Source organism: Candidatus Hydrogenedens sp. (genome assembly GCA_035378955.1).
Classification (GTDB): domain Bacteria; phylum Hydrogenedentota; class Hydrogenedentia; order Hydrogenedentales; family Hydrogenedentaceae; genus Hydrogenedens.
The window spans coordinates 1-14,676 of the sequence record DAOSUS010000015.1 but is presented as its reverse complement, the minus strand read 5'-3'; the positions used below and the strand labels follow the sequence as shown (position 1 = coordinate 14,676).

General features: G+C 36.3%; 14 protein-coding genes. 10 read left to right on the top strand and 4 right to left on the bottom strand.

The window, feature by feature from the left end; all coding sequences use genetic code 11:
* The 8 genes from PLA12_04995 to PLA12_04960 form a co-directional block, all read left to right on the top strand.
* A partial coding sequence (locus PLA12_04995; protein ID HOQ31854.1) for a hypothetical protein occupies positions 1-1,388 on the top strand: 1,388 nt, incomplete at its 5' end.
* An 89-nt stretch (positions 1,389-1,477) separates the two neighbouring features.
* Positions 1,478-2,740, top strand: coding sequence for a glycosyltransferase N-terminal domain-containing protein (locus PLA12_04990; protein ID HOQ31853.1), 1,263 nt, complete (start codon positions 1,478-1,480; stop codon positions 2,738-2,740).
* 80 nt (positions 2,741-2,820) lie between these two features.
* Positions 2,821-3,771 (top strand): sugar ABC transporter permease, encoded by a 951-nt coding sequence (locus PLA12_04985; GenBank protein HOQ31852.1) that lies wholly within the window; start codon positions 2,821-2,823, stop codon positions 3,769-3,771.
* 103 nt (positions 3,772-3,874) lie between these two features.
* On the top strand, positions 3,875-4,636 hold the full coding sequence (locus PLA12_04980; protein HOQ31851.1) for a carbohydrate ABC transporter permease: 762 nt from the start codon (positions 3,875-3,877) through the stop codon (positions 4,634-4,636).
* A gap of 2 nt (positions 4,637-4,638) precedes the next feature.
* The gene (locus PLA12_04975) at positions 4,639-5,943 is read left to right on the top strand and encodes an ABC transporter substrate-binding protein (protein HOQ31850.1); all 1,305 of its coding nucleotides are present in this window, start codon (positions 4,639-4,641) and stop codon (positions 5,941-5,943) included.
* Positions 5,944-6,005: 62 nt separating this feature from the next.
* Positions 6,006-6,128, top strand: coding sequence for a DUF962 domain-containing protein (locus tag PLA12_04970; protein HOQ31849.1), 123 nt, complete (start codon positions 6,006-6,008; stop codon positions 6,126-6,128).
* A 15-nt stretch (positions 6,129-6,143) separates the two neighbouring features.
* The gene (locus tag PLA12_04965; protein ID HOQ31848.1) at positions 6,144-6,473 is read left to right on the top strand and encodes a DUF962 domain-containing protein; all 330 of its coding nucleotides are present in this window, start codon (positions 6,144-6,146) and stop codon (positions 6,471-6,473) included.
* A gap of 95 nt (positions 6,474-6,568) precedes the next feature.
* Positions 6,569-7,510 carry a tetratricopeptide repeat protein gene (locus PLA12_04960; protein HOQ31847.1) on the top strand — a complete coding sequence of 314 codons (942 nt, stop codon included), beginning with the start codon at positions 6,569-6,571 and terminating at the stop codon, positions 7,508-7,510.
* 43 nt (positions 7,511-7,553) lie between these two features.
* Here PLA12_04960 and PLA12_04955 read toward each other — a convergent pair whose 3' ends face one another.
* Positions 7,554-8,414 carry a zf-HC2 domain-containing protein gene (locus PLA12_04955; GenBank protein ID HOQ31846.1) on the bottom strand — a complete coding sequence of 287 codons (861 nt, stop codon included), beginning with the start codon at positions 8,412-8,414 and terminating at the stop codon, positions 7,554-7,556.
* 101 nt (positions 8,415-8,515) lie between these two features.
* On the opposite strand from PLA12_04955, the gene PLA12_04950 reads away from it, so the two are divergent.
* Complete coding sequence (locus PLA12_04950) at positions 8,516-10,390, top strand: glycosyl hydrolase (protein HOQ31845.1); 1,875 nt, start codon at positions 8,516-8,518, stop codon at positions 10,388-10,390.
* 10 nt (positions 10,391-10,400) lie between these two features.
* The gene (locus PLA12_04945; protein ID HOQ31844.1) at positions 10,401-12,086 is read left to right on the top strand and encodes a sodium:solute symporter family protein; all 1,686 of its coding nucleotides are present in this window, start codon (positions 10,401-10,403) and stop codon (positions 12,084-12,086) included.
* 21 nt (positions 12,087-12,107) lie between these two features.
* Here the strand turns inward: PLA12_04945 and PLA12_04940 are convergent, their stop codons facing one another.
* The 3 genes from PLA12_04940 to PLA12_04930 all read right to left on the bottom strand — a co-directional run.
* Entirely contained in the window at positions 12,108-12,284 is a 177-nt protein-coding gene (locus PLA12_04940; GenBank protein HOQ31843.1) for a hypothetical protein, read from the bottom strand.
* Between the two features lie 90 nt (positions 12,285-12,374).
* On the bottom strand, positions 12,375-13,841 hold the full coding sequence (locus PLA12_04935; protein ID HOQ31842.1) for a hypothetical protein: 1,467 nt from the start codon (positions 13,839-13,841) through the stop codon (positions 12,375-12,377).
* 13 nt (positions 13,842-13,854) lie between these two features.
* A partial coding sequence (locus tag PLA12_04930) for a DUF1080 domain-containing protein (GenBank protein ID HOQ31841.1) occupies positions 13,855-14,676 on the bottom strand: 822 nt, incomplete at its 5' end.

The window sequence follows — 14,676 nt, the reverse complement described above, 5'->3', positions numbered from 1 at the left end:
ATGGCGGTATGGGTGGTTTTGGACGAGATGTTACAACATTAAGCAATATTTCGGATATGTTTTCTACCATTAGTGACCAGATAGTCGGTGAGTTAGGTCCTGTGGGCATTACCCAAGTTGGCACAGGTGCCGGTGCAGGTGGATTGGGTGGTGGCAGAGGAGCATTAGCCACAGGAACTCCAGCCACGGGTTATGGTGGTGCTCAGGGAACAGCACAATTAGGAGCCGGTGCCGGCTTTGAAGAAACAGAATTGTCCGGATTGCAAATTCTTGCTGATGCTATACCTCCTGTTAAAGAGCCTTATACAGGTGAGGTTTTATCCAAGATTGCTTATAACGAAGCAACAAATATGTTAATCGTTACAAATACACCCACAAACCTGGATAAATTTGAACAGGTTTTAGGGCAAATTGATGTTACTCCAAAACAGGTGAGTATCGAAGCAAAATTCTTAACAGTGCGTATCGAGGACTTAAAGAAAATAGGTTTCAACTGGACAGGAAATTTGAGTGACTTAAATAATAGGGCTCGACAGAATGATTATCTATCTCAACAAACTTACAGTTACGATATAAACGGAGATGGTGTTGATGAAGAAGTTCCTTTCTATACTCGTCCTGATGGAAGTAATGTTATTCGAAATTCTGTAACACAAGGAACAATTTCGGGTTTAGTAAATCCACCGGCTCCTGCGGCTGCCGCATCAACTTTAAATTTAGTAACTAAAATAATTGACAACGCCGATGGTGACCAATTAGGTGTAGTATTTGATTACTTGAATAGTTTAAGAGAATCAGAATTATTAAGTGCCCCTCGTGTTACAACCATGAACAGAAAACCAGCGGTAGTAGCTGATTTCCAGACCGAATACTACCTAACACAGGTATATAATGAAGTATATGTATCCGAAGGAGGTTTCGGTGGTTCTCAAACACAATCCGTAATTACACAACCGCAATTCAGTCCGTTCAACTTTGGTATTGCTCTTTCTGTAACACCACAAATTCGAGATAATGACCAAGTGCGTCTGTGGTTAAACCCAGAAGTGCGTGCACGAATTGGTGAAAAGAAATTTGAGCAGAAGAATGTTGTTGGGACAACAGAAACAAAGACAGAAATTATTCTACCGACAACCTCATGGCAGGCAGCATGGACCAATGTTATTGTCCATGATGGTGATACTTTAGTGTTAGGTGGCTTAGTTCAGGATAAAACCATCCATAGTAATCAGAAAATGCCATATCTTGCCGACATTCCTTTAATCGGATTTTTCTTCCGTGGAAAATCTAAAGAAGTTCAACAGTCCAGCTTGTTGATTTTTGTGACTCCTGATATTATCGATACAACAGGTGCTCGATTCTTCAGCGTTGGAAAAGAATCATCGTAATTATATTTTTACAACACATATTTTAGGCCTTATTACGAGTTGAATTTATAAAATTTAAAAGGGGTTAAAAGGATATTATTCAATTCAATATGTGGTTATTTCTATATAATTGTTTTTGGAGAATTCTAACCCCTTTAGCCAAAATTTATCTTCAATTTAGCAAAAAATATTTTCCCTTAAAAGCACGATTTCAACCCCCTATTCCCGATATAAAAAATCCTTTATGGATACATGCATGTAGCGTTGGAGAAGTTAACCAAATATCACCTATTATTGAGCAGTGGGTAAAACAATTTCCGGAAATACCCCTTTTATTGACAGTGAATACTATTAGCGGTTACCAGCAAGCAGAAAAAAAATATAAAGGTATGCCTATTGCTATAACATGGTGTCCTTTTGACCATCCCAAATCTGTTGAACACTTTCTGAAACAAATATTTCCCCGTATCTTAGTTCTGGTAGAGACCGAACTCTGGCCTAACTTAATATTGAAAACACATAAATTCCATATCCCGATAGCAATCATCAACGGGCGAATTAGCGATAGGTTCCTTCGCACCTATCAACGCTGGAAAAAGATTTACCAGAAACTTTTAAGTTGTTTTTCTTTTATTTTAGTCCAGACTGAAGAATATGCAAACCGATTTATCGAATTAGGTTCTGATGCGGACAAGGTATATGTTGTTGGGAATATTAAGTATGATGCCGTTACCACAGAAGTCGATTTTCGGATAAGGGGTCGTCTTCGTATTTCTTTAGGTATTCCATCCGATGGAAAGGTCATCGTTTTGGGTAGTCTTCGAGATGGAGATGAAAAAGTTGCAAAAAAAATTTGGGATGAACTTAAAGATAAATATTCAAACCTATGGCTTATTCTTGCTCCACGTCATCCCGATAAAAAAGATATTATTCTTAATCAGTTGGGTTCTAATAATATTCTATTGAGAAGTGAAAATCTAAACGGGAAGAAGAATCAGGGAGAACGAATAATTGTTGTAGATACTTTAGGTGAGTTAATTCAATTTTATTCTATTGCAACTGTGGCAATAATTGGTGGAAGTTGGTTTCCTGGTGTTGATGGACATAATCCCTTGGAACCTGCAGGATTGGGAGTTGTTCCTATTTTTGGTCCTTATATGAGAAATTTCCAAGAACCTGCGGATACGCTCCTAAAAGATAATGGAGCCATTCAATTAAATGATTACAATGAACTTCCGTCCCTATTGGAAAGATTATTATCCTCTTCTTATGAACCCATAAACTATGGAACACGCGCACGAAAAATTGTTTTACAAAATCGGGGGGCTGTTTCGAAGACTATTCATTATTTAGCAAAGAGTATCATGAAATAAAATAATTTCATTGCAATTTTCATTTTCAAGTTATATTATAGGAAAATAGCATAATAATAGAGGAATAAAGGAACAACGAAGTGCTATTTTCGGATAAAAAAAATAAAAGACCCTCTCATTTAATTCCCGCTCTTATTATGCTGTTACCTTCTTTTGTAATACTTATCCCCTTTTTTATCTTTCCATTATTTTATGCTTTCCAGTTAAGTCTATGGGGTGGAAAAAGAAATATGGGAAACTTTGTGGGACTAAAGAATTATATTATTGCTTTTCAAAACCCACTGTTCTGGCAAAGTTTAAAAGTAACAATTTATTATGCCATGATGACAGTTCCTACCACTTTAATATTGGGTTTTGTTATTGCCTATTTCCTCTCAAAAATCACACGCGGAAAAGGTTTTTTGAGAACCCTTTTCTTTGTCCCTTATGTAACATCGACGGTTGCCGTTGCTATGGTTTGGCGGATTTTTTATAACCCTCAAGCAGGACTTTTTAATTTTGTTCTGGATTCTTTTGGATTTCCGATACAAAGATGGCTTTTAGAACCTCGTGGATTGCTACATATACTTTCATGGGGAATAATACCTCCACAATATGGACCCAGTCTAGCTTTATTTTGCATTTCCTTATTTGACATCTGGCATACTTTTGGTTTCGCAGTAGTTGTTTTTCTTGCAGGTATGAGTACAATACCCAAGGAATATTATGAATCTGCCCAGATAGATGGAGCCCGTCCCTTACCTATACTTTTTCATATCGAATTGCCTTTATTAACACCTACATGGCTTTTCCTCATTACAGTCCAATTAATTCGCTCCTTGCAGACTTTTAGTAGTTTTTATGCACTAAGTCCTGCTGGTGGAAGAACGATGGGAACAACCGAAAATCTAATGCTCCATATTTATTCTCAATTCTATGAATACGGTTATTGGGGGTATGGCTCTGCGGTGGCTATCTTTTTAAGTATTTTGATTATGACCTTAACTTTTGTTCAATGGCAGTGGGCAAGACGATATGTTTTCTATCAATAACATACAAAATAAAAAACCGTATTATTTATTCTCTATTCCGTTATTGTATCGGTATTTCATAAAATTAGTGATATATATTTTTTTATTCATATTTGGGTTAATTGTGAGTTTTCCTTTCTTATGGATGTTTACCACTTCATTTAAGACATTAGAAGAAGCAACAACAACTTCATTAGGGATTTTTCCATCGCATTGGCAATGGGAAAACTGGCTTCGCGTTTTTCAATTGGCTCCTTTCGGTAAATACTTTTTTAACTCTTTTCTGGTCGCAGGTATTATTACAATCGCAGTCTGTTTAAATTCGATATTAGCGGGATATGTTTTCGCACGATTAAAATTTCCAGGAAAATCAATACTATTTGCTATTATCATGGCTACAATGATGGTGCCTTTTGAATCTGTATTAATCCCTAATTTCATTCTGATTAGTAAATTGGGTTGGTATAATACTTATCCGGGACTGATTGCTCCGTGGTGTGCTAATGCATTCTCAATACTTTTACTTCGACAGGCATTTATGACCCTTCCAGAAGATTACTACGAATCTGCTCAAATTGATGGTTGTGGACATTTTTCCTTCCTATTATATTTATCCGTTCCTTTTGTAAAACCGGCACTGATTACAGTGGCTTTATTTACATTTCTGAACAGTTATAACTCGTTACTCTGGCCCTTAATAATTACTGCGGATGAAGCAAAACGGGTGGTGCAGGTCGGTTTAACAGTATTTTCGGGTGATGCGGGAATTCGTGTAAATCTTCTCATGACAGCATCTACCATTGTTGCGTTACCAACAATCCTTATTTATTTAATCGCTCAGAGATACTTCTTTCAAGAATCTATACGCGTTGGATTGAAAGGATAATAATGTCTTACCCTAAAAGAATGGAGATGATTATCTGTTATTCCCTTTTGTGGATATTCTTTTCAGGCAATGGTTGTTTTTTTTCATCTCCTAAAGAGTTTATACCACTAAATTCATCTCAGGTTGTATTCTGGGATAGGCAAACAGCAGAGAGTGCTGTATTTATTAAAACCAAAGCCAATGAATTCAACGAACAATGCCCTGGCCTCCCAGTTAAAGTGGAAAAAGCAGGTGGCTATGCCGAAATATTTCGCAAAGTATCTGCAAGCATTCAAGCCCGTAAGTTACCTGCCCTTGCAGTTTCATACGAAAGTATGACCAGTGAATATATCCCTACAGGGGCGGTAGTTCCTATTGATGAATATTTGTATGACCCTGATATAGGTTTGTCAAAAGAAGAATTAGATGATTTTTTCCCTGCTGTTATTTCTGCAAATCGTTATTCAGATTTTGATAACAAATTATATTCCTTCCCCTTAGCCAAAAGTGTTCTTGTTTTGTATTACAACAAAGATGTCTTGAACGAATCAGGAATTCCGCAAGCACCCGAAACATGGGATGAATTTTACAATCACTTACAGATAATAAAAAAGAAAACAGGGAAGAGGGGATATGCAATTTCGATAGATTGTTCCACGGTCAGTGCTATGATTTACAGTTTCGGTGGAGAAATTATAAAAGGTCGCCAGACTTTATTTGATTCTCCAGAAGTCATTCGTGTTTTTTCTTTTTTACAGCAATTAATTAAAGAAGACCTTGCTTATGTAATTATTCCTGGCACTTTTGATGACCAGATAGCCTTTGCTCGTGGAGAAATTGCGTATATGATTCGTTCCAGTTCTCTCCGTATTGCTTTAGAATTAATAGAAAAAGAAAGACCTTTTCATTGGGGAATAGCACCTTTACCTCATGCTACAAATTTTTCCCCTGTTACAGTTCTTTTTGGCCCTAACATTACAATATTCAAAACAATGCCCGAACAACAGAAAAGGGCTTGGTTATTTGTTCGTTTTATGACATCTAAAGAAAATACAGTGAACTGGGCTATTGAAACAGGATATGTCCCTATTCGCAAATCCTCTGCAGAAGACCCCAAACTACAAAAATTCTGGCAGGAAAAACCTTATACCAAAGTGCCCTTTGATTGTCTTAAATTTGCGAGACCAGAACCAAATCTCTCAGGTTGGCAGCAAGTTCGTGATATGGTGGAAAGTGCAGAATTGGAAGTGCTGACTCTAATGAATACCCCAGATATTGTCTGTCACAACCTTAAGAAAAAAGCCGATGCTGTCCTAAACCTACCTTAAAAAAAGAAATAAAAATCCGTGAATTAGTTGTTTTAATATTTAATATAAAAAAGGAAAGAATAATGAAAACCTTAAAAGAACAGGTAGATATATATGCCAGTTACCATAAAAACCCGTATAACAGATTAACTCATTACTTTGGGATTCCTGTAATTATATTTTCCATACTTCTTTTCTTCTCATAGTTTCGCCATCCTTCTTTGCCATGGTGGCTTAACGCTTCCTTACTTTTTACAATAGCCGTTTTTATCTACTATTTACTGCTTGACAAGACAATTGCTATTATTATGGCTGTTGTTATTGCTCCTCTGTTAATACTTGCATTTTGGGTTAGTCTGTTATCCTGGAAACTTAATATCAGCCTTTTTTTGCTTCTCTTTATCGGAGGTTGGATACTCCAATTTATCGGACATACAGTTTTTGAGAAAAGAAGGCCTGCCTTTACAGATAATTTAATCCAACTATTAATTGGACCCCTCTTCTTTGTAATTGAAATCCTTAAAAAATTAGGATATATAGAAAAATATTAATTTTTTTATTTGAAAATTAATTACTATTATGGTAATATATTCTCTGATGTGTTAGTAGTAGAATAATAAAAAGAAATTAATAAAAGGAGACAGGTATGAAAAATGGGGTACGAAATATAATAGTCTTTTTCGTGTTGTGTCTTTTCTCGCTTTCCGTTATATTACATTTTAATCCTTTTTCCATAATAAAAAAACAGTTCCAAAAATTTTTCCATGCTTATCGCCCTATTTATACACTAAGACAGGAAGACTATTCTGATTTATTAAAAAAAGCCTTATTTTTTCTAGATGACGACCCGCTTGTATATTATGAACAAACTAAACAAACTGTTCGTGAAGCCTGTGTTGCTATTGATAAACAAAAGGATACCTCCATAGAAGCATTATTTGTTTCATCTGTTCAACTTATTCGGGAACAGGAATTTGCTAAATCTTTTGACCAGCTTTATGAAATTATTTCTAAAAATCCCGATTGGTGCGAAGCCTATTCTTATTTAGGTTATATTGGATTTAAATACAATATCATTTCTATTGAAAAGTCAATAGAATACTTAAAAAAGGCTGTAGAATGTAATCCTCAAAAAGCCCGTTACCATTCTTTCTTAGCTACTATTTATCGTTACCAATATATAAATACGCAAGATACCCAATACAGACAGTTAGCCGAAGAAAACTTTGAGGTAGCATTAAAATTAGACCCCGAAGATTTGAATGCCTATAACAATTATGCAAACTTTTTAGTAGAGATAGGGGAATATGAAAAAGCGGAAGAGTATTACAAAAAAGCTATTTCCATTGTTCCCGAACATGGGAAACTCTATTATAACCTTGCATGTCTTGAAGCATTGCAGGGAGACAAACAATCCGCATTGAAATACTTAAAAGAAGCTCTTGATAAAAATCCCGATTTTCGTTATGATGCCAAAAATGACCCTGACCTTGAAATTATCAAAGAAACACCCGAATTTTTAGAATGGGTCTATAATTATTTGCCTACAATTCCTGAAAATAATAATGAAAAGAAACAAAACAAGTGAATACCATCATTCCATAATTAGGAGAAATTGGGAGAACCAATCATTACTTTTTCCTGCGAAATAAATTCCGTATCCAGGAGAAAAAATAAAAATTTTTTTTATGAGATGTTTTTCTCTGATTATTTTCAGAAGAATTCCCATTTTTTTGTTTTCTGTTGAGATTCGTTTCCGCCCAGAAATGAGATAACAATTCTTTATCAGAAATGAGATACAAATTATTAACCTGTTTATGAATATATTGATGGTCTGCAAGGATTTGAAGGCATTTATCACATTCGCAAAGATGTCTCTCTATTTCCATAATATTCAGAGCATTTAATTCGTTGTCTAAATAAGGAGATAGATATTTATAAATTTCGGAACATAAATCTGAATTATTAGAGAAAGGTAATAGGGCTTCTTTACATAATTGAATTCTTAAAAATTCCCTTGTTTCTGTAAGAAATAAACTTATTTCATCACGATGACGAATCGTTACTGTTTCTAAATCCCTATATGTAAAATTTTCTTTGGTTCGTAATAAATAGATAAACCTTTTCTCAAAGGGAAGTTGCCGAATTGCATGAACCATCGGGATTGAAAAAATAGTATTGTCGTCCTTTTTTTCTATTTTATTTGTTGTATCTTTTCTCATTTCACTAATAATTTGATGGGCGGTAAAAAAGAGAGATACTTTCGGAGTTAAAATAGAGGGAGAATTAATATGTTCACAGCCACGGTCCATTATCTGCCGTAATAATTTAAATATCTGAGTGTCGTTTATATCTTTTTCAAACCAGATAATTTCATAAAGAGTCATTCCATATTGTTGTAGTAGTTTAGTGCATAGGTCTGCAGGTATATCTGCAGAAATTAACTTTGTCTGACTTACTGCCTCTTCCGATATTTTTGTGTCATATACCATTTTTCAGGTCACTCCTCTATATGTTATTTTACATTATAATAATGCTCAAATGTGAAATTTTTTTATAAATAGAACAATGAAAAAATCAGGTTTAATTCATCATGGGAAAAGACAATTTGCTCCAATTATTTCAAGAGCCTCCACATAAATATTCTTTAATGCCTTTCTGGTTTTTAAATGACGAATTAGAAGAGAAAAAAATTCAAGAATATTTAAACGATTTTATAACGCACGGTGTATATGGGCTTGTTCCTCACCCCCGTATGGGACTTCCCAGAACTATTGGCTTTATGTCAGAGCGTTGGCTCTATTTCTTAAAAATTATTATAGAATTTGCTCATGCAAAAGATATGAGAATAATTCTTTATGATGAGGGAATGTATCCTTCGGGTTCATGTGCAGGTAAAGTAGTAGAAAGTAATCCCCTTTTTTCTGCCCGTGCTTTAATTCGTCGTGAAAAAAGTGCTATCCCTTTGAAAGATGATGAAGAATTGATATTACTTACAGACAAATATGAATATGTACATACCCGTTCTATGGGTACCATTCGGGGTGTTCATTTCGGAATGGATGATGGTGAACCAGAAGCACCTCCTGCGGGGGATATCTTAAATCCCGATGCTGTGCAACGGTTTTTTGAATTAGTTCATGATAAATACTATGCAGAGTTTAAAGATTATTTCGGAAATACAGTTATCGGCATTTTTACCGATGAACCCAATCCATTGGGTAGAAGAGCCATTAAAAATGCTGTCCCATGGACATGGGGTATGCTTGATTTTATCTCAAAAAATGTAGGGTATGATTTTAAACCTTGTATCCCTTTGTTGTGGGGAGAAGAATCGAGTGAAGCCCAAAAGGTGCGAAAAGATTTTAATCGGGCCATTCAAAAGCGATTAGAATATGCATTCTATATGCCTTATAGCAAGTGGTGCGAGAAACATGGCGTTGCACTAACAGGACATCCCAAAGGCCCTATGGATATTCATACGCTTAAATATTTCCATATACCGGGACAAGATATCGTTTGGCGCTGGGTAGAACCTTTTAATAAAAATAGTATAGAAGGTCCGGAATCCACAGGTCCGAAATGTAGTGCTTCAGCAAAATTACATTACAATCGCAAACGAAATATGAACGAATGTTTTGGGGCCTACGGCTGGAATTTTACATACGAAGAAATGGAATGGTTAACGGGCTGGTTATTGATTCGTGGCGTAGATTTATTAATTCCCCATGCTTTCTATTATTCTATTGAAGGACCCCGCAGAGATGAACGCCCACCGGATGTGGGTCCTCATAATGTATGGTGGAATAATTATAAAAACTATGCTGATAAATGCAGACGGCTATGCTGGTTTGTTGGAGAGGGAACTCCTGTGGCAGATATTGCCATATTAGCCGATGTGGAATATCTCCCATGGATGGCAGCCCGAGTTTTGTTTGAGAACCAAATTGACTTTTTTTATCTGGATATAGAAACAATCCTTAATACCGCTATTATTACTCCTGAGGGTATTCAAGTCTCTACTATGAAATATCCTCTACTTATCGTTGATGATATAGACCAACTTCCTTTTGAACTAACCCAAAAATTAGAACCTATAATTCAGGCGGAAAGGGTTATTACTTATCAGAAGTCGTTATCAGAGATAAAACATCATGCGGATAATCCACAAAAATTGTTAGATTTTATACGAAATAAAATTCAACCCGATGTTCTTTTGTATCCTTCAACAGCAAATATCCGATATCGTCATGCGATTATTCAAGGAATTCATGGGTATTTGTTTTTTAATGAAGGTAAAGAGGAAATACAAGCGAAAGTGAGTGTAAGAGAGAAAGGAGATTTCTTATGGTTAGACCCTATAACCGCAGAAGTGAAACCTGTGAACCCTCCAAACCATCTAAAATTGAACTCAGGTGAAATGATTTTATTATTTGTTTTCCCTCAAAATAATTTGCAAACTACATAGGAATAGATAGATGTTAGGATTGACCATTTTTGATTGGGCAGCTATCTTTTTGTATTTTTTGGTAATTTCTTTTATAGGTGTCTGGTTTGCCCGAAATATTCGCAACATGCATGATTTTTTTATGGGAGGAAATCGGTTTGGTAAAGTTACCATGGTGTTCTTCTCTTTTGGGGCAGGAACCAGTGGTAATGATGCTGTAGGCGTATCCTCAAAGGTATACACCAACGGTATTTCAGGTATCTGGTATCAATGGTTATGGCTGTTTTGCACTCCATTCTATTGGCTCATACCTCCTTTATTAAAGCGGATGCGTATCCTTACGATGGGCGATTATTTTGAAGCACGTTTCAGCCCTGGAGTTGGGGCTCTCTATGCTATTGTTGGGGTAATACAGTTAACGGTTAATATCGGGGTTATTCAATTAGGTGCCAGTGCTACAATCGAAGCATTAACAGGCGGGGCTATACCAAAATATATTTCTATCCTTTTTATGAGTGGAATTTTTATCCTATATGGAGTAGCAGGTGGATTGGGAGCGGCAATTATTACAGATTTTGTTCAAGGAATATTAACAGTCATTTTCTCCTTTATGCTATTACCCCTTGTATTCCGTGCAGTAGGTGGCATTGAAGGGTTACGGGATAAAATTAGCAATCCAGAAATGCTGCAATTAGTTGCACCGGGAGAAATTAACCTCTTTTATGTTATTATTCTCTGCTTTAATGCACTGGTAGGTGTTGTTACACAGCCACACATTTTAGGAAATTGTTCTGCAGGCAGAACGGAGATGGACGGACGGGTTGGGTTAACCGGGGGAAATCTTTTAAAGCGTTTTTGCACAATTGCTTGGACTTTTACAGGACTTTGTGCCATTGCTTTATATCCAAATTTAACCGGAAGACAAACAGACCAGGTTTTTGGTATGATTGCCCGTGATTTTCTACCGGGTGTTGCCCCTGGATTGTTGGGATTATTTATATCTGCTCTGGTGGCTTCTGTTATGTCCTTCTGCGATGCCTTTATGGTTTCTTCATCGGCTTTATTTACACAAAACCTTTATAAGCGTTATTTAGTTAAAGATAAGCCAGAACAACACTATATTACGGTGGGCAGAATTACCTCTATTGTAATTGTAGCAGTTGGGATTCTCTTTGCTTTTCAAGTTCCAAATGTTCCCCGTGGATTAGAAATATTTTTTTCCCTGCAAGCGATGATGGGTCCTATTTTCTGGTTAGGTTTATTTTGGAGACGGACGACTCCTCAAGGGGCATGGGCTTCAACACTCGGAAGTTTTGCTGTATTTGTCCTTACTTCCCTTCCTGCATTTCAAGGGTGGGCTGCTCAAAATCTACCCGAGTTCATGTTATGGCAGGAAAAATTGAGGCTCTCATGGCAAATGACCTTTTATCTGACTACAGGTTTTTCACTGGGTATTCTGGTAAGTTTAGTCACGAAACCCATTTCTGAGGAGAATTTAAATCGAATATACAGATGTTTATATACACCTGTTAAGAGAGGGGAAAGACATATTGCTCCTTTTACCCTTCCCGAAGGAGTTGAACCCGGTGAGCATAAAAAACTTTTACCTTTCAAAAATATAGAAATCCCGTATCCTTCTTTAACAGGTATGATTGGCTTTGTATTGATATGGTGTATCGTAATCGGTATGATTTTCTTTGTGAAACAGATTGTTTAAAGGATAATTTCCTAAAAGAATTTAATCTTCCTTTTTATCCGATTCGGAATCGCCTTTTTTCTCTAAAATAATCAAGAAGTCATTATAACTTTTTCCATGATTGGGTGTAATAGATACCACTGTCCAGCCTTGTTCCAGTAAGCGGTCTAATTCACTTTTTCCGCGTCCATTGGATTCAATAATCAATGAAGTTTGCATTATTTTCTCCTCCACCGTTTTTTTTGATATTAAATTTTGGTGAATTCTATAGAGATAAAATAATATCGAAAAATCTTTTGTTATGACAAATTACATAGGTACTTTTTTCATAAGATATTCATTGATAGAAGAACCAAAAGGTTTAATAGAGGATTGTTCATAAGTTTCCTCTAAATGTTTCTTATGCTCCTCACTGATACGAGCAAATTCAGAGAGCGAAATTAAAACATCTAATTGTTCCAGTTGGGGATAGTTTAATCTATGTGCGGGATTGCCGTTATTTAGCAAAATTTGTCTCTCCATTTCACCATTATATCTTCGTAATAAATGTTCCAGTTTATCAACAGTAAGTACAGAAGGAGACAGAGAAGCGGTTTTGTAATATTCTGTAAAACTATCGGGTGATAAAGCCCATTCCATCTTGGTATGTCCCGCAACAGGGGAAGGTCCCCCTTCATCGAGATATACAAGAGACCACTGCTTGGTTTTACTCCATGGTTTATCGGCAGTTTCAGGACGGGCTTTTGGCTTTAGTTTGTTATTGATTAACATCTCACGAGTAATCTCAAAACTATTTTTTTGGGGTTGAAGCAAAAATATTTCATAATTATCTTCGGGAATAAGTTCCTCAAACACCTTTTTACTAAGTGAGCAGAAAGGAAGATTTTTAAAGTCTCTTGTAAATCCTTCAGGGAACTGCTGGGTATCATATTCCCTTACATATTTTTGTGTCATTTGCTCAATGGGAACAAGCATATCACCCGTAGCACAGGTTATCATTACCGGATTTGTTATTAAATTTAAATAAGAAATAGGACTTAGGTAATGCCAGCATTCGTGGTTTAAATCTTTAGGAAAGTATTTATAACACATATCCGCCAGACCAATAACACTTGCAAGCACAGGCATTGGAGATTGGTCTATAGGTTTCCCAACCCCTGCAATTCCTCTATTCGCCTCAAAATAAGCAAAATTATACGCCCAATTTACCACAGGTACATCCGCATGAGTGGCAATTACAGGGAATAAGTCTGCACTCATTGCCAGAGCCATATATCCTCCCTGACTACCACCATCAATGAGAATATGAGTTTTGTCAACGATAGGTATCCGTTTAATCCATTGGATAATAGCCCGTGCTAAATTATAACCATTACCTAAAGCAGCGTCTATGGGTGATTCTCCATCCGCAGGAGTATAAACCGCGGTTGAAACAAGCCAGCCATTTTTTGCCCATTTTTTTGCCCCTCCTATGTCTTTTTCATAATGCACATGACAGAATGCGGGCAGCTTATTATTTTCTTTTAATTGGCGAACAGGAACAACAAGCCTTGCCAGTCCCGTTTTATTATCACCTTCAATCCCAATATATGGAACACGAGCTGTAATAATCTGATAATTCCAATCCCCCTCGACGGAGACCACTTCAACCCCGTGTTCTATTTGTGTCTCACTATTAATTATCGGTTCTACTGCACAAGCCGTATGAGTAAAAATAAATACCAGTAGGATAAATTGTGCAAATACAAATTTTGAAAAGAGAATAAATCTTTTCATTGTGGTTCTCCAATTATAGAGGTTTTATTCGAATGTTTCGGAACCCGCAATAATTTCCATGGTCGGTCAAACCGATAAATCCTTTCCGTAGGCGATATTTTAATTCTTCTATTTCGTCGAAATTAATATCCTGTACCACCTGTCCGTTTAATGTTACTTTAACATACGGTCCGTTACAAATGATTTCAAGGTCGTTCCACTGCCCTTCAGGTTTCATGGCTTTTACTTTCGGCGGAACTACTTTGTATATCGCACCCGTCGTATCATCGGTTAATGCGGTTGTATCACTATCACCTAATATTTGCACTTCAAATCCAATTTTAGATGCTCTACTCCCACGCGGTGCTCTAACCCATACTCCTGTATTGCCTCCTTTTTCAACCATCCATTCCAATCGTAAAATAAAATTATCATATCGTTCACAAGACATTAACGCCTTACCCCCCTTGCTTTTCCATTCAATAAACCCTTCAGGATTAACTGCAAAGCAATTATGATTGTCTCCTAAATACCACCATCCATTTATTGTTTTCCCATCAAATAATGGAATGAAACCTTCCTGTCGCTCTTGTTCACTTAATAAAGATGATGCAGAATTTGTATCCAGATTTGTGCAGGGTGTGTATTTCGCATAGGCCTCTTCTATGCAATTGAGATTTTCCTTTGTATAGGGTAATAAAAAGTGAACTTTACCGATTTGTTCTCCGGGAGACGCAGAAAATATTACTTTTTCTTTGGGTAATTGGGTTTGGGATATATCTTCTGTGATGATTAAGTCCGCATTCTGTTTAGAAATGATAACCCAATATTTATTAATCTTCTTCATTGCTTTTGT